General features: G+C 74.7%; 15 protein-coding genes and 2 pseudogenes. 11 read left to right on the top strand and 6 right to left on the bottom strand.

Annotation, left to right across the window (positions count from 1 at the left end; all coding sequences use genetic code 11):
* The first annotated feature begins 131 nt into the window (after window positions 1-131).
* The 5 genes from IE94_RS0104060 to IE94_RS0104040 all read left to right on the top strand — a co-directional run bounded on the left by IE94_RS0104060 (window position 132) and on the right by IE94_RS0104040 (window position 6,557).
* A complete protein-coding gene (locus IE94_RS0104060) occupies window positions 132-1,205 on the top strand; it encodes a tetratricopeptide repeat protein (RefSeq protein WP_245235169.1) in 1,074 nt (357 codons plus the stop codon).
* 140 nt (window positions 1,206-1,345) lie between these two features.
* Window positions 1,346-1,882, top strand: coding sequence for a GNAT family N-acetyltransferase (locus tag IE94_RS0104055; protein WP_030178198.1), 537 nt, complete (start codon window positions 1,346-1,348; stop codon window positions 1,880-1,882).
* Window positions 1,883-1,975: 93 nt separating this feature from the next.
* Window positions 1,976-3,484, top strand: coding sequence for an ABC transporter substrate-binding protein (locus IE94_RS0104050; protein ID WP_030178197.1), 1,509 nt, complete (start codon window positions 1,976-1,978; stop codon window positions 3,482-3,484).
* Between the two features lie 3 nt (window positions 3,485-3,487).
* Window positions 3,488-5,305, top strand: coding sequence for an ABC transporter permease subunit (locus tag IE94_RS0104045; RefSeq protein ID WP_106977717.1), 1,818 nt, complete (start codon window positions 3,488-3,490; stop codon window positions 5,303-5,305).
* 1 nt (window position 5,306) lies between these two features.
* Window positions 5,307-6,557: an MDR family MFS transporter gene (locus IE94_RS0104040; RefSeq protein WP_030178193.1), complete on the top strand. Its 1,251-nt coding sequence runs from the start codon at window positions 5,307-5,309 to the stop codon at window positions 6,555-6,557.
* A 48-nt stretch (window positions 6,558-6,605) separates the two neighbouring features.
* On the opposite strand, the gene IE94_RS0104035 is transcribed toward IE94_RS0104040, so the two are convergent.
* On the bottom strand, window positions 6,606-7,391 hold the full coding sequence (locus IE94_RS0104035; protein WP_030178191.1) for a CDP-alcohol phosphatidyltransferase family protein: 786 nt from the start codon (window positions 7,389-7,391) through the stop codon (window positions 6,606-6,608).
* 109 nt (window positions 7,392-7,500) lie between these two features.
* Between IE94_RS0104035 and IE94_RS40275 the strand changes: the two genes are divergently transcribed.
* The 5 genes and pseudogenes from IE94_RS40275 to IE94_RS40845 form a co-directional block, all read left to right on the top strand.
* On the top strand, window positions 7,501-8,529 hold the full coding sequence (locus IE94_RS40275; RefSeq protein WP_030178189.1) for a zinc-dependent alcohol dehydrogenase: 1,029 nt from the start codon (window positions 7,501-7,503) through the stop codon (window positions 8,527-8,529).
* A 108-nt stretch (window positions 8,530-8,637) separates the two neighbouring features.
* A complete protein-coding gene (locus IE94_RS0104025; RefSeq protein ID WP_030178187.1) occupies window positions 8,638-9,036 on the top strand; it encodes a 6-pyruvoyl trahydropterin synthase family protein in 399 nt (132 codons plus the stop codon).
* Window positions 9,033-10,283 (top strand): glycosyltransferase family 4 protein, encoded by a 1,251-nt coding sequence (locus IE94_RS0104020; RefSeq protein WP_030178185.1) that lies wholly within the window; start codon window positions 9,033-9,035, stop codon window positions 10,281-10,283. The genes IE94_RS0104025 and IE94_RS0104020 overlap by 4 nt, the downstream gene beginning before the upstream one ends.
* 431 nt (window positions 10,284-10,714) lie before the next feature.
* Entirely contained in the window at window positions 10,715-11,710 is a 996-nt protein-coding gene (locus IE94_RS40270) for an SAM-dependent methyltransferase (RefSeq protein ID WP_425337954.1), read from the top strand.
* A pseudogene (locus IE94_RS40845) lies at window positions 11,683-12,663 on the top strand (lysylphosphatidylglycerol synthase transmembrane domain-containing protein); the annotation flags it as partial. The gene IE94_RS40270 and the pseudogene IE94_RS40845, both read left to right, overlap by 28 nt.
* A gap of 50 nt (window positions 12,664-12,713) precedes the next feature.
* Here the strand turns inward: IE94_RS40845 and IE94_RS37105 are convergent.
* Window positions 12,714-13,478, bottom strand: a complete 765-nt coding sequence (locus IE94_RS37105; RefSeq protein WP_051777251.1) for a creatininase family protein — start codon at window positions 13,476-13,478, stop codon at window positions 12,714-12,716.
* A gap of 35 nt (window positions 13,479-13,513) precedes the next feature.
* On the opposite strand from IE94_RS37105, the gene ribA reads away from it, so the two are divergent.
* Entirely contained in the window at window positions 13,514-14,182 is a 669-nt protein-coding gene (gene ribA, locus IE94_RS0104000; RefSeq protein WP_030178177.1) for a GTP cyclohydrolase II, read from the top strand.
* Window positions 14,183-14,206: 24 nt separating this feature from the next.
* Here ribA and IE94_RS0103995 read toward each other — a convergent pair whose 3' ends face one another.
* From IE94_RS0103995 to IE94_RS0103980, 4 genes and pseudogenes are all read right to left on the bottom strand, one after another.
* Window positions 14,207-15,436 carry a serine hydrolase domain-containing protein gene (locus tag IE94_RS0103995; RefSeq protein ID WP_030178174.1) on the bottom strand — a complete coding sequence of 410 codons (1,230 nt, stop codon included), beginning with the start codon at window positions 15,434-15,436 and terminating at the stop codon, window positions 14,207-14,209.
* Between the two features lie 91 nt (window positions 15,437-15,527).
* The gene (locus IE94_RS0103990; protein WP_030178172.1) at window positions 15,528-17,030 is read right to left on the bottom strand and encodes a hypothetical protein; all 1,503 of its coding nucleotides are present in this window, start codon (window positions 17,028-17,030) and stop codon (window positions 15,528-15,530) included.
* A 70-nt stretch (window positions 17,031-17,100) separates the two neighbouring features.
* Entirely contained in the window at window positions 17,101-17,982 is an 882-nt protein-coding gene (gene gnd / locus IE94_RS0103985) for a phosphogluconate dehydrogenase (NAD(+)-dependent, decarboxylating) (protein WP_030178169.1), read from the bottom strand.
* Window position 17,983: 1 nt separating this feature from the next.
* Window positions 17,984-18,302 (bottom strand): annotated as a pseudogene (locus IE94_RS0103980) (glucose-6-phosphate isomerase); the annotation flags it as partial.

The following is an 18,302-nucleotide window of genomic DNA, read 5'->3' as shown; positions in this document are numbered from 1 at the left end:
GCGGGGCCGCCGGCGCACAGCCTCCGCAGCCCCGACAGGCACAGGAGGGCGGACAGACCCCCCGGGACCGCACGGCGGCCGGACAACCGCCATCGGAACCCGACTCCCAAGGACCCGGCAAACCACGGCGGTTGGTCGGCGGACACATCACCTTCACGGAGGTCACGGAGGGCCGGCCGGAGCACGAGATCGCCCGCGTGGAACTCTCCGCCGAGGAGATCCACACCATGCGGGCCCGGTCCGCCATCGACACCCTGGGCTCCGAGCACCCGGACACCCTCACCGCCATCCGCGAACTCGCCCAGGTCCTGGTGTCGATCCCCGGACGGGGCGAGGAAGCCGTAGAGCTCTACCAGCATGTGGCCCGCACCCAGTGGACCACGCTCGGCGACCGCCACGAGGAAACCCTGCGCACCTCCGCCGAGTTGGCCGGCGCGCTCCACACCACCGGTCAACTGGCCCTCGCCGAGACAGCGTGGCGCGACACCTTCCGCGCCCAGGCGGAGACGCTCGGCCGCGACCACCCGGACGCGCTGCACAGCGCCACCCGGCTCGCGGCGGTCCTGGAGGACCTGGGCCGGGCCCACGAAGCGGAGCCGCTGGCGAGGGACGTCCTGGAACGCCGCATCCGGCAGCTCGGCCGTGACCACCCCGATGTCCTGTCCTCCACCAACGCGCACGCCGCCTCCCTGCTCAAGTGCGGCCGTCACGAGGAGGCCGAGCGAGCCCTGGGCGCCCTCGTGCCCCGACTGGTGAACCGGTACGGACCCGACCACGAGAAGACGATCGCGGCCCGCAGCAACCTGGGCGCCGTCCTGGTCCGACTGGACCGCCATGCCGAGGCGGAGCAGCAGATCCGCGCCGTGGTCCGCTCGACGGAGGCCGCGCTGGGCCCGGACCACGAGACCACCTTCACCGCCCGCAACAATCTCGCGGCCGTCCTGCACGCCCAGGAACGCTACGAGGAGGCCGTGCCCCTCCTGCGCGCGGTCCTGAGCAGGCGCGCGGCACTCCAAGGTGACGACCACCCGATCACGGTCGCCACCCGGGACAACCTCGCCAACGTGCTGATCGACGCCGGCCACCACGCGGAGGCCGCCGAACTGCTCGACCGCTGCGTACGCGACTACCGCCGTCTGCACGGCCCCGGACACCCCCGCCTGCGGGCCGCCGAGGAAAGACTGACCTGGCTGCGCTCACCCTGAGCGCGAGAGCACCGAGAACGCACGCCTGCGGGGCGGCTCCGCGGCCCCCACGCTCCCGCTGCGATGAGCAGCACAGGACCGGTGAGGTCGCGGGTGCCTCCGGTGGCGGCGTCGGATTCGTTGCTGCGTACGATGTGCAAGTGCGTACCAGTGACTACTGCATCCGCCCAGCCGCCCCCGCCGACCTCGACGGCGCCCGAGCCGTGATGCTCGACACCGTCTACCGCGACTTCGGGACCGGGTACGTCCCGCGCTGGCATGCCGATGTCATCGACCTGGCCGGGGCCTATCTGGCGCCCGCCCGGCACACGCTCCTCGTCGCCGTGGACGCGGAGGGCGAGGTCGTCGCCACCGGTGCTCTCGACTCCCGGGGGCCCGCGCATCCGCCGAACCCCGCGCAGGTCGCCGAGCGGTACCCCTCCGGTGTGACCGCGCAGTTGCGGCGGGTGTACGTGCGGCCCGAGCACCGGCGGCGTGGGCTCGCGCGTCGACTTGTCGAGGAGTTGCTGGCGTTCGCCGCCGCCGACGGGGGGTATCGGGCCGTCTATCTGCACACCGACCCCGCCGTCACCGGGGCGGAGCCCTTCTGGCGGTCGCTGGCCAAGGTCGTGCACGACGAGCGGGAGGACGCGGGTGGCGGGCAGGGGATCGTGCACTTCGATGTTCCCCTGGGGTGAGGTAGGCATGAAAATCGTTTTCATGTAGGCTCCGGTTCTCGCTCCCGCCCGTCTCCCCGCCCGCCCGCCCCGCACCTGATCGATCCGAGGACCATGCGCTCCCACCGCCGCCCCCGGCTGCTCGCCCCGTTCCTGCTCGTCCCGCTGATGGCCGGATGCTTCGCCTCCGGAGGGGGCGAGGACTCCGCGTCCGGTGACGGCAAGGACGGGGACGGCGCCCGTCTCCGCGTCGCCCTCGCCTTCCCGCCCGCCGAGAACCTCTCGCCGTGCGGCGCCGACGCCACCCTGCTCAGCCGCCTCGGCGTCACCGAGGGCCTCACCGCCCTCGACGCCAACGGCTCCGCCGCACCCGCGCTCGCTGAGTCCTGGCGCAGGGACGGGGACAAGGTCTGGGAGTTCACCCTGCGCGACGCCGCCTTCCAGGACGGCGGTGAAGTGACCCCCGCCTCCGTCGCCGACGCCCTCACCCACGCCACCGACGCCGAGCCCGCCCCCGCCGCCCTCGCCGGTGTCACCCTCAGTGCCGAGGCGAGCGGCGACCGGGTCGTCCGGGTCACCACCACCGAGCCCGACCCGGTACTGCCCCTGCGGCTCTCCAGCCCCAGCCTCGCCATCCTGTCCAAGGACGCCTACGGCGACAGCGGCCGAGTCGACCCCGTCGGCCACGCCACCGGGCCCTTCGAGCTGACCAAGGTCAACGGCGCCGGCTCCGCTTCCCTCGACCGGTTCGACGACTACTGGGGTGGCCGCGCGCAGGCCGCCGGCATCGACGCGCGCTTCGTCGCCGACGGCACCGCCCGCGCCAACGCGCTGCGGACCGGGGAACTGGACATCGCCGAGGCCGTTCCCGTCGCCCAGGCGGCGTCGCTCGACGAGAAGACCCGGCGCGACACCGCCACCACCCGGACCACCAGCCTGCTCCTCAACGCCTCGTCCGGGACCTTCAAGGACGCCGGACTGCGCGCAGCCGCCCGGGGCGCGCTCGACACCTCGGTCTTCGCCGAGGACGTGTACGAGGGGCATGCCGACCCGGCCGCCGGCGTCTACGGCCCCGCCGTCACCTGGGCGGAGGGCAAGCGGACCGCCCCCGTCGGACGGACGGCGGCCAAGAAGCCGGGCGGCGCCGCCATCGAGCTCGCCACCTACGACAACCGGCCCGAACTGCCCGAGGTCGCCCAGGTGGTCAAGCAGCAGCTGGAGAAGGCCGGGTTCACGGTGAAGCTCACCGTGCGGGAGTACTCGCGACTCGAAGGCGACGCCCTCGACGGGAAGTTCGACGCCTTCGTGCTCGCCCGGAACACGCTCCTGGACACCGGCGACCCCGTCGCCGTCCTCGCCGGCGACTACACCTGCGACGGCGGGTTCAACATCGCCCAGCTGTGCGACAAGGGCGTCGACCGTGCCGTCGCCGACGCCGAGAAGGTCGCCGACACCGCCGAGCGACAGGACGCCGCCATGGCCGCCGAGGCCCGCATCCTCGGCAGCGACGCCGTCGTGCCGCTCGTGCACCAGCGCGTCATCACCGGCGTCGCCGGCTCCGTGCGGGGCGTGATCCTCGACCCGTACGAGCGCACCCTCGTCGGCACCGGCACCCGGCGCTGAACCATGTGGCAGCGGTTGGCCGGCGCCGGGTGGCGGACATTCCTCGCGGTCGGGCTGGTGTGCGGGGTCGGGCTGCTGCCCTGGCTCACCCGCACCGACCCCGCGTACACCGTCCTCAAGGCGCGGTCCGCCGAGCGCGAGCCCACGCCCGAGGTGCTCGCCGACATCCGGGGCCGGCTCGGGATCGACGGCGGACCCCTGCACGTGCTCACCGGCTGGCTGGGCCGACTCGTGCGCGGGGACGCCGGGCAGTCGTGGATCTCCGGGACCGATGTACTGCCCGACGTGCTCCGGGCGCTCGGTGCCTCGCTCCTGCTCATGGGGGTCGCGCTGCTCGTCGCCGTCCTCACCGCCGGGGCGGTCTGCGCGCGCACCCTGCGGCTGGGCGCCCGGCGGCGGCTCGGCGGGCGACGCGCGGGCGGGAGCGCCTCCGCCGTACTCGCCTCGCTGCCCGAGTTCCTCGTCGCCTCCGTGCTCGCCACCGTCGTCGGGGTGCAGTGGGGATGGCTGCCCGCGCTGGGCTGGTACGGGCCCCAGTGGACCGTGCTGCCCGCGCTCGCCCTCGGGCTGCCCGCGGGCGCCGTGTTGGGACGGCTCCTCGACGACCTGCTGCCCGGCGCCTTCGGCGAGCCCTGGGCGCTGGCCGCCGCGGCCCGCGGGCTGACCGGCCGGTCCATCGCCCGCCAGGCCCTACGGCGGTGCCTGCCCGCGCTGCTGCCCAACCTCGGACTGTTCGCCGTCGGGCTGACGGGCGGGGCCGTCGCCGTCGAGCAGGTCTTCGACATCCCCGGTCTCGGGCGCACCACCCTCCAGGCCGCCCTCGCGCAGGACCTCCCCGTCCTCCAGGCCGGCACCCTCGCCCTCGTGCTGGTCGCCGCGCTCGCGACCGGCGCCACCCGCCTCGCCGCCCGGCTGCTCACCGGGCCCGCGGTACGCGACGGCGCCCTGTCCTCGCTGCACCGGCCCGCCCCGCCCGCCCGCACAGTGCTGCCGCTGCTCCACGGCGCCGCCCTGCTCGCCGTCGTCGGCGCCGGGCTGGCCCGCGATCCGCTCGCGCTCGACACGGGGCAACGGCTGCGGGCCCCTTCCCTCGACCATCCCTTCGGCACCGACGCCCTCGGGCGCGACCTGCTCGCCCGCGTCGGCCACGGGGCGCTGGACACGCTGCTCCTCGCCGCCGCCATCAGCGCCGCCGCCCTGCTCGTGGGCGTGCTGCTCGGTCTCGTGCCCCGGCTCTCCGGGCCGCTCGTCGACACCGTCAACGCCGTGCCGCCCGTGCTCGTCGCGCTGCTCGTCACCGCCGTCGCCGGGAGCGGAGCGGCCACCCCCGCGTTCGCCGTGGGCGCCGTCGCCTGGGCGCCGCTCGCCGCGCACACCTCCTCCCTGCTGCGGCAGGAGCGGGCCACGCTGCACATCACCGCCACCAAGGGGCTGGGTACGGGGCGGGTCCACCTGCTGCGGCACGAACTGCTGCCCGCCGTGGTCCCGCCGGTCCTCAGACACGCCCTGCTGCGGCTGCCCGGCATCGCCCTCGCGCTCGCCTCCCTCGGCTTCCTCGGCCTCGGCGCCCAGCCGCCGTCCCCCGAGTGGGGCCTGCTCCTCGCCGAGAACCAGCCCTACGCCGAGCGCGCCCCCTGGGCGGTCCTCGCCCCCGCCGCCGTCCTCGCCCTGCTCGGCGCCCTGGCCGTCAGCGCCGCCGGCGCACTGCGCCGACCGTCCCGGCGACGCCCCTCACCCGCCGTCGACGGGGCCGACCCGGGCGACAAGGCCGAGCGGCGGTCCGTCCCGGCGGCGGAGACGGAAACGGCCGGAGTGCGCTGACATGACCTCCGCACCCGCCTCCGCCGGGCGATCCGCGCGGGCATCCGGCCGCCGCACCGTGCCACTCGGCACGCTCACCCCCTTGCTCCGGCTGCTCGTCCTCACCCAACTCGCCTTCAACCTCGGCTTTTTCGCCGTACTGCCCTTCCTCTCCGAGCACCTCGGGCAGTCCATCGGCATGGCGGGATGGCTGGTCGGGTTCGTGCTCGGGCTGCGGACCTTCAGCCAGCAGGGGCTGTTCGTGGTCGGCGGGGCGCTCACCGACCGCTACGGCATCCGGCCCGTCGTGCTCACCGGGTGCGTGCTGCGGATCGCCGGATTCGTCTGGCTCGGGTTCGCCGAGCGGACCTGGGCCGTCGTCGGCGCCGTACTGCTGATCGGGTTCGCCGCCGCGCTCTTCTCGCCGGCCGTCGAGTCCGAGGTCGCCCGGCAGGCCGTCCTGCGGGAGGAGGAGGGGGGCGGGGACCGGACCCGGGTGCTCGCGCTGTTCACCGTCGCCGGGCAGGCCGGTGCCTTCGTCGGGCCGCTGCTGGGGGCGCTGCTGCTCGCCGTCGACTTCCGTACCGCCTGCCTCGCCGGGGCCGGGGTCTTCGTCCTGGTCCTCGCCGGGCACGCGTGGCTGCTGCCGCAACGCGTCCCCGGGCGGCCCCGGGTCCGGATGAAGCGCGGGGCGCGGCTCCTGCTGCGCAACCGGCCTTTCCTCGCGCTGTGTTGTGCCTACGGCGCCTACCTGCTCGCCTACAACCAGCTCTACCTGGCGCTGCCCGCCGAGGTGGAGCGGGCGACCGGTTCGCAGGCTCCGCTGGCCTGGCTGTTCGCGCTGTCGTCGCTGCTGGTGGTGACCGCTCAGCTGCCGGTGACCCGGTGGGCGGGCAAGCGGCTGGCGCCACGCCGGTCGATGGTGGCAGGGCTGGTGCTCATCGCCCTCGGGTTCGCCGCCGTCGGGCTCGCACGGCCCGCCGGATGGACGGGGGCGGGCGGACTGGTGCCCGCCGCGGGGTTCGTCGCCCTGCTCACCGTCGGCCAGATGCTCGTCGCGCCCGTCGCCCGCGCCTGGGTGCCGGACCTCGCCGAGGACGGGCGGCTCGGGCTGTACACCGGGGCGCTGTCCTCGGTCTCCGGGATCGTCGTGCTGGCCGGCAGCTCCGCGACCGGCCTGCTGATGGACACCGGCCTGCCGGTCGCGGTGCCGTGGCTGGTGCTGGCCGCCGTACCGCTGGTGGCGGTGGGGACGCTGCCCCGGCGCGGCTGACGCGTACGGGCGGCAGTACGCGGGCCGAGCGGCGGGCGGCGTCGGACCTCACCGGGCCACGAGCTCCCGCGTCGCCGTGACGGGCACCGCGGGGACCCGCGACCGCCGCCACAGCCACCGCACGTCCCGCCCGAACGACCAGACCAGCAGGGCCAGTGCCACCGCCACCACCCCGGCGTCCGCCGCGCGCGGCAGCAGGTTGGCGCCCGCCAGGAGCAGCAGCACGCCCTGGAGCGCCGCCACCGTCTTGCGGGCCGTGCTCGGCGGCAGCGCGGCGGTCAGCCACGGCCACACCCGGGCCGCCGCCACGAACACGTACCGCATGCCGCCGATCAGCAGCACCCACGGCCCCAGGTCCCTCGCGACGTACACGCTGAGCACCAGGATCAGGAACGCGTCGACCTCCATGTCGAAGCGCGCGCCCAGCGCGGTGGTCGTGCCGGTGCGGCGGGCGACCCTGCCGTCCACGCCGTCCAGGACCAGCGCCACGGCCGTCAGACCGACGAGGAGGGAGACCGGCGGCGCGCCGCGGAAGGAGTCGGCGACCAGGGCGGTGACCCCGCCGACCAGGGTGGTCCGGCCCAGGGTGACCCGGTTGGCCGGGCCGAACACCGCCGGCCGGGAGCGGTGCAGGGCCCGGGAGAGCACCGCCCAGCTCGCGAACGCGAACACCAGGCCGGTCAGCCAGCCCGCCGCGCCCAAGCCGATCGCGGTGCCGAGCACCGCCAGCAGCAGGACCTGGGCGCCGGCCCCCACCGCCGTCTCCTGCCGAACGGACCTCGCCGCACAGTCGTCATACGCCTCGCCCGCGTCGTACGTGTTGTTCAGGGCCACCGCACATCCTCCGGCCGTGTGACAGAGTCGATCAACGCCGCTGCCTTGTCCGCGGCTCGTGCGTCCCTCGGTACGTGAGTGGCTTCCGGATCGTTCAGGAGGAGTTGAGATGACACGCAGGGCACGTGCGTTCTGGCTCGAGGAACCGGGCAGGGGCGCGATCCGCGAGGTGGAGCTGCCGGAACCGGGCGCCGACGAGGTGCTGGTGCGGGCGCTCTTCAGCGGTGTCAGCCGCGGCACCGAAACCCTCGTCTTCGACGGCCGGGTGCCGCGGAACCAGTACACGGCCATGCGCGCCCCGTTCCAGGAGGGCGACTTCCCGGGGCCGGTGAAGTACGGCTACCTCAGCGTCGGCGTGGTGGAGGACGGGCCCGAACGCCTCGTCGGACGCACGGTGTTCTGTCTCCACCCGCACCAGACGCGGTACGTCGTCCCGGCCGCCGCCGTCACCCCCGTGCCCGCGGAGGTCCCCGCCGGGCGGGCCGTGCTCGCCGGGACCGTCGAGACCGCCGTCAACGCCCTGTGGGACGCGGCACCCCTGGTCGGCGACCGGGTCACCGTGGTCGGCGGTGGCATGGTCGGTTGTTCGGTCGCCGCCCTGCTGGCCCGGTTCCCCGGCGTCCGCGTGGAGTTGGTCGACGCCGACCCGGCCCGGGCGAGGGTCGCCGAGGCGCTCGGCGTCGGTTTCGCGTCCCCGGGCGACGCCGCCGGGGACCGCGACCTCGTCGTGCACGCCAGTGCGACGGAAGCCGGGCTCGCCCGGTCGCTCGAGCTGCTGCGCCCCGAGGGCACCGTCGTCGAACTGAGCTGGTACGGCGACCGGCGCGTCGCGCTGCCGCTCGGTGAGGCCTTCCACTCCCGGCGTCTGACCCTGCGCGGCAGCCAGGTCGGCACCGTCTCCCCGGCCCGCGCCACCACCCGCACCTACGGCGACCGGCTCGCCCTCGCCCTCGAACTGCTCGCCGATCCGGCGCTGGACGCGCTCGTCACCGGTGAGTCCGCGTTCACCGAACTCCCCGCCCTGATGCCCCGGTTGGCCTCCGGCGAGGTCCCCGCACTGTGCCACCGGATCCGCTACGACCGGGACGGGACCGGCCCCGGCGGCGACCCGGGCGCCGGCACCGGCGCCCGATCTTGAGGACAGACGTACGACCCACTGAACAGGGGAAGGCATCCAGCCGTAATAGACGGCACCCCGCGCGGCGATCGGCGGGGGTCACACGTGCCACACCTGGAGGGTCGTCCGTTGTTCAGCATCACCGTCCGCGATCACATCATGATTGCCCACAGCTTCCGCGGCGACGTCTTCGGGCCCGCGCAACGCCTGCACGGAGCCACGTTCCTGGTGGACGCCACCTTCCGGCGCGAGCAGCTGGACGAGGACAACATCGTCGTCGACATCGGCCTGGCCACCCGGGAGCTGGGAGCCGTCGTGGGCGCACTGAACTACCGCAACCTCGACAACGAACCCGACTTCGCCGGCGTCAACACCTCCACGGAGTTCCTGGCCAAGGTCATCGCCGACCGGCTCGCCGAGCGCGTGCACAAGGGCGCGCTCGGCGAGGGCGCCAGGGGCCTGGCCGGGCTCACCGTCACGCTGCACGAGTCGCATGTCGCCTGGGCGAGTTACGAGCGTGCGCTATGACCGGCACATCCGTGGAGGCGGCGACCGGCGCGTCCACCGTGCGGCGGGCCCGGCTCGCCCACGTCCCCTCCCCACCGTCCTGGACCGATCCGGTCCAGGACCCAGGCCCGGTCCCGGTCCCGGTCCCGAGGAACGGGGGGATCGTCCCCATGTCCCTGCGCTCCGTGCACTTCGTCATGCCGGGCGGTGTCGACGACCCGGCCGCGCCGAGCGGCGGCAACGCCTACGACCGGCGGGTACGGCTCGACCTGCCCGGCTTCGGCTGGCGGGTACGGGGGCTGCCCGTGCCCGGCGACTGGCCCCGGCCGGACGACGCGGCCCGCGCGGAACTCGCCCGCGTTCTGCGGAGGTTGCCGGACGGCGCCGTCGTCCTCCTCGACGGCCTCGTCGCCTGCGGGGTGCCGGAGACCGTCGTCCCGGAGGCCGAGCGGCTGCGCATGGCCGTCCTGGTCCACCTCCCGCTCGGCGACGAGACCGGCCTCGACCCGGCGGTCGCCGCCGAACTGGACGCCCGCGAACGCACCGTGCTGCGCGCGGTCCCGGCCGTCGTCGCCACCAGCGACTGGGCGGTGCGCCGCCTCGTCTCCCACCACGGCCTCGATCCGGGCCGGGTCCACGTCGCCGCCCCCGGCGCCGACATCGCGCCCCTCGCGCCCGGCACCGACGGCGTCTCCCACCTGGTGTGCGTCGCCGCGGTGACGCCCCGCAAGGGCCAGCACCGGCTGGTGGAGGCGCTGGCGGCCGTGGCCGACCTGCCGTGGACCTGTGAGTGCGTCGGCGGGCTCGGACAGGACCCCGCGTACGTCGACCGCCTGCGGGCGCTGATCGCACGGCACGGCCTGGAGGAACGGCTGGTGCTCGCCGGGCCGAGGGCCGGAGCCGACCTGGACGCCGCCTACGCCTCCGCCGACCTGATGGTCCTCACCTCCTACGCCGAGACCTACGGCATGGCGGTGACCGAGGCCCTCGCGCGCGGCATCCCGGTGCTGGCGACGGACGTCGGCGGCCTCCCGGAAGCGGTCGGACGCGCACCCGACGGTGGAGTGCCCGGCATCCTCGTCCCGCCGGAGGACCCGGTCGCGCTCGCCGCGGAGCTGCGCGGCTGGTTCCGCGAGGCGGACGTACGACGCCGGCTGAAGGCCGCCGCCCGCGGTCGCCGCGCCGCCCTGAACGGCTGGGCGAGCACGGCCCAGAGCCTGGCCGGCGTCCTGCACCGACTGCCGGGCGAGCCGAGGAGTGCGGCATGAGCGCAACAAAGCCCACCCCACCGACCACGGGCAACACCCCGGCCCAGCAGGCCCCCCAGGACGCCCCCGCCTCGCCGGGCCCCACCGTCCCCGGCGCGGTCCCGGCCCGCCGGGTTGCCGTGGGCCCTGTCGAGCGGCCCGTGGCCGAGCTGGAGGACGGGCCGGGTGGGGCGGCCCCGGCGGATCGGCGTGCCGAGGGGTCCGAGGGTGGCGCCGGTCACCGTGCCGCACCGGGGTCGGGCGCCGCCAACTCCGCGGACGCTCCCGACCCCGCGGGCGCCGTCGTCCTTGGTGCGGGCCCGGCCCGGCAGGTTGCCGTGGGCCCTGTGGAGCGGCCCGCGCCCGGCGTCGGGGACGGGGCGGGTGGGGACCGGACGGATCGGCGTGCCGAGGGGTCCGAGGGTGGCGCCGGTCACCGTGCCGCACGGGGGCTGGACGAGCCCGCTGGGGGGACGGCGGCCCCGGGCGGGCGGGCTTCCGTCCGGCCGCTTGGCGGCGGTCGGACGGCGGGGCGGCGCGGCGGGCACGGGCGGTCCCCCGCCGAGCGTGCCACCGTCCTCCTCCGCGAGGCACCGGACCGGGAGCACCCCGACGACCCCCCGCGCTACGCACCCGAGTGGCTGCGCCTGCGGGAGCCCGCCGACGCCGAGGCCCGCGCGCACGAGCTGCTCGAACCGTTGCGGATCGGGCTCGCCGACCTGCCCGGGCGGGCGGACGGGCTGGTGGTGCACGACGTGGGCTGCGGCACCGGATCGATGGGGCGCTGGCTCGCCCCGCGGCTCGACGGCGCCCAGCACTGGGTGCTGCACGACCGCGACCCCTACCTCCTGCACTTCGCCGCCGTCGCCGCCCCGCGCACCGCCGCCGACGGCAGCCGGGTCACCGTCGAGACGCGGCGCGGGGACCTCGCCCGCCTCACCCAGGACGCCCTGACCGGTGCCGCGCTGGTGACCGCCTCCGCGCTGCTCGACGTCCTCACCGCCGAGGAGGTCGGCACCCTCGCCGCCGCCTGTGCCGCGGCCGGCTGCCCGGCGTTGCTGACCCTCTCCGTCGCCGGACGCGTCGAACTCGGCCCGGCCCACCCCCTGGACGCCGAGATCACCGAGGCCTTCAACGACCACCAGCGGCGCACCGGCATGCTCGGTCCGGACGCGGTCGACGCGGCGGCCGAGGCCTTCGCCGGGCACGGCGCCACCGTACGGACGCACCCCAGTCCCTGGCGCCTCGGTCCCGGCGAGGCCGGGCTCACCGCCCAGTGGCTGCGGGGCTGGGTCGGCGCGGCCGTCGAACAGCGCCCCGAACTGCGGGAGCGGGCCGACCGGTACCTGGACGAGCGCCTGGCGGCCGGTGCGGCCGGGGAGTTGCGCGTCGTCGTCCACCACACCGACCTGCTGGCGCTGTGCCGGCCGGCGGGCGGGGCCCCGTGAGCGCACCGACACCGCCGAAGGCACCGGCCGAACCGGCGCGGGACCTGCCGGCGCCGCCGCGCCCGGACACCCCCGACGACGCTCCGGCACCCCGCCGCCGTGCCCTGCGCACCCACCTCGGCACGCTCGCCGGCGCCGCCGTCCTCGCCGTGGTCCTGTGGCGGCTGGGGACCGGCGCCCTGCTGGACGGGCTCGGCCGGATCGACGGCGCCACGGTGCTGGCCGCCCTCGGCATCGGGCTGATGACCACGTTCTTCAGTGCCTGGCGCTGGGCCCTGGTGGCCCGGGGACTGAGCCTCCGACTGCCGCTCTCGGCGGCCGTCGCCGACTACTACCGCGCCCTGTTCCTCAACGCGGCCCTGCCCGGGGGTGTCCTCGGCGACGTGCACCGCGCGGTGCGGCACGGGCGCAGCGCCGGGGACCTCGGGCGGGGCGTGCGGGCCGTCGTCCTCGAACGCGCTGCCGGGCAGCTCGCGTTGACCGGTGCCGGGATCGCCGTACTGCTCACCCTGCCGTCCCCGGTGCTCACCGAGGCCCGGCGGATCGCACCGCCCGCGGCCCTCGCCCTGGCCGGCGCGCTCGCCGTCGTCCTCGCCCTGCGTATGAACCGGCCCCCCGCACGCCGGTGCCGGGCCCTGCGGGCGGCGCTCGACGAGGCACGGGCAGGGCTGTTGTCCCGGCGGACCCTGCCGGGCGTCGCCCTCTCCTCCGCCGTCGTGCTCGCCGGGCACCTCACGATGTTCGTGCTCGCCGCCCGGGTCGCCGGCAGCGCGGCTTCCCTCGCCGTCCTCGCCCCGTTGGCCGTGCTGGCGCTGCTCGCCATGGGGCTGCCGCTGAACGTTGGCGGCTGGGGACCCCGGGAGGGCGTCACCGCCTGGGCGTTCGGCGCGGCGGGGCTGGGCGCGGGAATCGGGCTGGGCACGGCGGTGGTGTACGGCGTGCTCAGCCTCGTGGCGAGCCTGCCCGGTGCCGCCGTCCTTCTCGCCCGCCGGCCCGCCGTGCGCTACGCGCGCTCCTCGTCGGACACGGTGACCTCCACCGCCGTCAGCAGCGCGAAACATTCCGCGAAGGAATCCGCGAGGCCCGCCAGCAGTTCCTTCCCCTTTTCCGCCGAACCCAGTGAAGGACGCCCGATGACACCGGAAGCGGTATAGGCGGACATACCGAGGGAGAGCAGATGGCGCCGGTCGTCCGCCACGAAATCGGCGGCCGCGTAACCGGGTCGGACCAATTCGGGGTGCGCGTGCAGAAGAATGGAGGTCTCGATTTCCCCCGCGTGCATGTCGGTGAGCAGCGAGGTGGCCACCCCGGCCCGCCGCCGCGCCGTCTCCCAGTCCTCCGCGGCAGGGAACAGCGCCATCCGGCCACCGCGCGCCGAGGACTCCTGGACGACGTGGCCCAGCACGTAGTTGCCGCCGTGCCCGTTGACCACGACGAGCGCCTGGACACCCGAGCGGCGCAGGGAGTCCGCTATGTCCCGCACCACCGCGTGCAGGGTCAGGGCGGAGACGCTGACGGTCCCGGGCCAGTCCGCGTGCTCGTGCGAGCAGCCGATCGTCACCGGCGGCAGCAGCCGCACCGGATACGCCCGGGCCAACTCGCGGGCGACGGCGCACGCGACGAGTGTGTCGGTCGCCAGCGGCAGGTACGGGCCGTGCTGTTCGTGGCTCCCGACCGGCAGCACCGCGACCTTGGAGCCGTGTTCGCGCACGTCGTCGCTCGTGTCCGACGGCACCAGTGAAACATCCATTTCCGCACGGCCTTTCATCTCGGCTGAGCAATCTGTTGAGGAACGCGAAAATCATGACAGAAAAATTCGGTGTACTTGGCAGGAAAACATCCCGGCGCACGGACGTCGAGCGGATCGTGGTGACACCACTGCCCACCGTCCACGGGAAATTCCGGGCGTACGGCTATGTCGACCACGAACGCGGCGTCGAACAGGTGGCCCTCGTCCACGGCGACCCGGGCGCCGAGGACGTGCTCACCCGGCTCCACTCGGAGTGCCTGACCGGCGACGCCTTCGGCTCCCAGCACTGCGAGTGCGGCGCCCAACTCGTCTCCGCGCTCGGGCAGGTGGCCCACCACGGCAGCGGCGTCGTGGTCTACCTCCGCGGTCACGAGGGGCGCGGCATCGGTCTGCTGGCCAAGCTCCGCGCGATGGCGTTGCAGGCGGAGGGTTTGGACACGGTGGAGGCGAACCTCGCCCTAGGCCTGCCCGTGGACGCCCGGGACTACGGCGTCGCCGCCCGCATCCTCGACGACCTCGGGGTGCGGTCGGTGCGGCTGATGTCCAACAACCCGCGCAAGCGGGAGGCGTTGGTGCGGCACGGCATCCGGGTCGCCGAGCAGGTGCCGCTGCTGATACCGCCGTGCGAGTCGAACATCACCTATCTGCGCACCAAGCGGGAACGGCTCGACCACCACCTGCCGCACCTGGACGCGATGGCGCACGTGTCCTTCGGACCGTGAGGGGCCCGTGTGCGCCGCCCGGGGTCAGTCCGCGACGGCCTCGTGCACCAGCCGCTTCAGGTCCGGATAGACCGTGTGCGAGGACCTCGGCCGCACCTGGGTCATGAACTGCACCGTCAGATCACGCCCCGGGTCGACCCAGAAGGTCGTCGTCGCCACTCCGCTCCAGCCGTACGTGCCGAGCCCGGAGGGCGACCGCGTGCGGTTCGGGTCGGTCACCACGGAGACGCCGAGGCCGAAGCCGACGCCGTCGTTGCCCGGCTGGTCGTGCGCCGGGCGGCTGCCGAAGGAGCGCAGGTCGGCGCCGTCGGGGAGGTGGTCGCGGGTCATGAGGTCCACCGTCGCCGGGGCGAGCAGCCGGACCCCGTCGAGTGTGCCGCGGCGCCGCAGCAGTTCCGCGAAGCGGTGCACGTCGTACGCGGACGAGACCAGGCCGCCGCTGCCCGACAGGAACCGCGGACGGCCCCGCAGCGGCAGCCCGGCGACCGGTGCGATGCCGCCGTCCTCCGTCTCGCCGTACAGCTCGGCCAGGCGGCCCGCCTGCGCGTCGGTGACGTGGAAGCCGGTGTCCGTCATGCCGAGCGGACCGAAGATCCGCTCGGCGCAGAACACGTCGAGGGGCTGCCCGGACACCACCTCGACCAGCCGGCCCAGTACGTTGCTGGCCACCGAGTAGTTCCACTGGGTGCCCGGTTCGAACTGAAGGGGCAGGCTCGCGTAGAGGTCGACCGTCTCGGCCAGGTCGGCGCCCGGCCGCACCGAGGACTCCACACCGGCCGCCCGGTACAGCGCGTCGACGGGGTGGGTGCGGTAGAAGCCGAACGTCAGCCCCGCGGTGTGGGTCATCAGGTGCCGGACCCGCACCGGACCGGCGGCCGGACGGGTGACGACGTCCTCCCCGCTCCCCGAGACGTACACCCGCGGCTCGGCGAAGGCCGGCAGATGGCGGGCCACGGGGTCCTCCAGCGCCAGCAGGCCCTCCTCCACCAGGGTCAGCACGGCCACGGACGTGACCGGCTTGGTCATGGAGTAGATCCGCCACAGGGTGTCGGCCGTCACCGGGAGCCCGGCCGCGACGTCCCGCAGTCCGTGCACCGTCAGATGGGCCACGCGACCGCCGCGCGCCAGGGCCACCAGGAACCCGGGCAACCGGCCCTCCTCGACCTGCCGGGCGAAGTGCAGGTCGAGGCGGTCGAGCGCCTCGGGATCCAGCCCGGCCGCACGCGCGTCGACCTCCTGGCGCAGGGGTGGCATCGCCATCGCTCTCCTCGACCGTTCGTCCGGGACGCGTCCGGCATACCCGGTTCGCGGCTCCCCGGAACGCCCGGGCCCGGCCCGGAGCTCCTCACTGGCGGCTGACCGTGCGGGTCAGGCCGGTGATCACCGTCGTGGCCAGGATCCAGCCCGTGACGATCAGGACGTAGGAGAGCGTCTGGTACCAGCCCTCGGGCGAGAAGGCGTTCTCCTGGCCGAAGGAGATCACCGGCAGCAGCAGGTCGAGGGTGTAGAAGACCGGGTTGAAGCCGGGCGCCTCGTCCGGCTTGAGCGCCGGCGGATGATGCAGCCCGTACGCCACCGAGCCGACCGCCAGCAGCGAGAGCAGCCAGCCGCCCGCGCGCAGCGGACGGAAGCCGTACCCAACCGCCGTGTCCTGGAGATGGCCCCACAGGCGGCCGTACCAGGGCAGGGTGCGCCGGCGCCGGCGCTGCTTGGCGAGCTGCACCAGGCGGGCGGCGTCGTCGTCACCGATCCGCCGGTAGGCGGCGGTCAACTGCTCGTAGGTGAAGGGGAGATAGCCGTCCCCCTTCTCCAGCATCGGCAGCCGCCGCTCGGCGGGCTCGTGCGGGATGAGCGAGGTGTAGGTGAGATCGTTGAGCTGGACCCGGTCCGGCACCATCTCCGGTTGCAGGAACAGCACGTCCACCTGGGCGCGGCGCAGATTGAGCGCCCCCCGCACCGCCGGGCCCTCCCGCAGCCAGAGTTCGCCGATCACGCAGCTGCTGGCGCGCAGCGCGGTGTCCCCGGCGTTGGCCAGCCGGGCGTGCGACAGGTCCAGCCGGCCGGGTATCCGGGCGCCGCGCAGCTCCAGACGGCCCCGGACGTCCGCGCGCCGCATCAGCACGTCGGCCTCGGCGGCGAGCGTCTCGGCCTGGACGGCGGTGCCGCCCGGCCCCTCCAGCACCGTGTCGGTGAGGTTGACCGTGCCGGCCACCCGGGCGCCGTTGAGCCGGACCTCGCCGGCCGCGCGCAGCCCCGGCGCCCACAGGTCGGCGCCCAGCACCGCCTGGTTCAGCTGGAGCGCCGGCCACTCGGTGTCGGTCGCCTCGATGCGGGCGCTCTCCAGGTACACGCTGCCGGTGACCTCCGCCCCCGCGAGCCGCACATTCCCGTAAAACCGGGCCCGGGTCAGCCGCAGTACGCCCTCCACCCGGACCGCGTGCGAGATCAGCCCGGGCAGCACGGACTCGCTCAGGTTCAGCTCGCGCAGCCGGGCCCCGTAGAACCTCGGTGGCTCGTCGAAGTGGCAGTGCCGCAGCCGCACGGGGTGGTCGACCGTCGCGTACTGGAGGTCCAGCTGCCCGGTGACCCGGGCACCGGCCAGGCTGAGGGCCGCGACCCGGCCGTCCTCCCGGGGGCCGTCCAGCAGCAGGGAGCGCAGCACGTTCGCGCGCACGGTCCGTTCGGGCCCCCAGGTGCCGCCGCGGGCGGGGTCGTCGGGGTCCGGGGCGGAGGGGTCCGGGGCGGAGGAGCCGGAGGAGGAGTGCCCGGTGCGGAGGTCCACCTCGGTGCCCGAGGCGAACGCCCGCCACAGACGCGACTCGGCCGGTGTCAGGTCGTTGGTCTCCATCAGGGAGGGACTCTGACCCGAACCGGCCGATCACGTCAACGCGCTTCGCGGACCGCCTGCTTCCCGGCCGCTACTTCTTGGCCGACTCCACGGCGTGCCCGCCGAACTGGTTGCGCAGCGCGGCGACCATCTTCATCTGCGGCGAGTCCTCCTGGCGGGACGCGAACCGGGCGAAGAGGGAGGCCGTGATCGCGGGCAGCGGCACGGCGTTGTCGATGGCCGCCTCCACGGTCCAGCGGCCCTCGCCGGAGTCCTCCGCGTACCCGCGCAGCTTCTCCAGGTGGTGGTCGTCGTCGAGGGCGTTGACGGCCAGGTCCAGGAGCCAGGACCGGATGACCGTGCCCTCCTGCCAGGAGCGGAAGACCTCGCGGACGTTGTCCACGGAGTCGACCTTCTCCAGCAGCTCCCAGCCCTCGGCGTAGGCCTGCATCATGGCGTACTCGATGCCGTTGTGGACCATCTTGGCGAAGTGCCCGGCACCGACCCGGCCCGCGTGGACGTAGCCGTAGGGGCCGTCCGGCTTGAGCGCGTCGAAGACCGGCTTGAGGTCGTCGACGGTCTCCTTGTCGCCGCCGACCATCAGCGCGTAGCCGTTCTTCAGCCCCCACACGCCGCCGGACACCCCGGCGTCGACGAAGTTGATGCCGCGCTTGCCGAGCTCCTCTGCGTGCCGCTCGTCGTCCGTCCAGCGCGAGTTGCCGCCGTCGATGACGGTGTCGCCGGGCTTGAGCAGCGTCGCCAGCTGGTCGATGACGTGCTGGGTGGCGCCGCCGGCCGGCACCATCACCCAGACCGCGCGCGGCCGCTCCAGCTGGTCGACCATCTCGACCAGGCTGTCGACGTCGGCCCGCTCGGGATTGGTGTCGTATCCGACGACGGTGTGGCCGGCGTTGCGCAGCCGCTCGCGCATGTTGCCGCCCATCTTGCCGAGACCCACAAGACCGATCTGCATGTCAGTGCACTTCCTTCAGTTCACGGTAGGCGGCCACCAGCGCGGCCGTGGACGGATCGAGACCGGGCACGTCCGCGCCCTCGGTGAGGGCGGGTTCGACGCGCTTGGCGAGCACCTTGCCCAGCTCCACACCCCACTGGTCGAAGGAGTCGATGTTCCAGATCGCGCCCTGTACGAACACCTTGTGCTCGTACAGCGCGATGAGCTGGCCGAGGACGGAGGGGGTGAGCTCGCGGGCCAGGATGGTGGTGGTCGGGTGGTCGCCGCGGAAGGTCTTGTGCGGGACCAGTTCCTCGGGCACCCCTTCGGCGCGTACCTCG

Source organism: Streptomyces violaceorubidus, from assembly GCF_000717995.1.
GTDB lineage: Bacteria > Actinomycetota > Actinomycetes > Streptomycetales > Streptomycetaceae > Streptomyces > Streptomyces violaceorubidus.
Note: the sequence above shows the minus strand (reverse complement) of the source record. Positions and strands in the feature narration are given on the sequence as shown.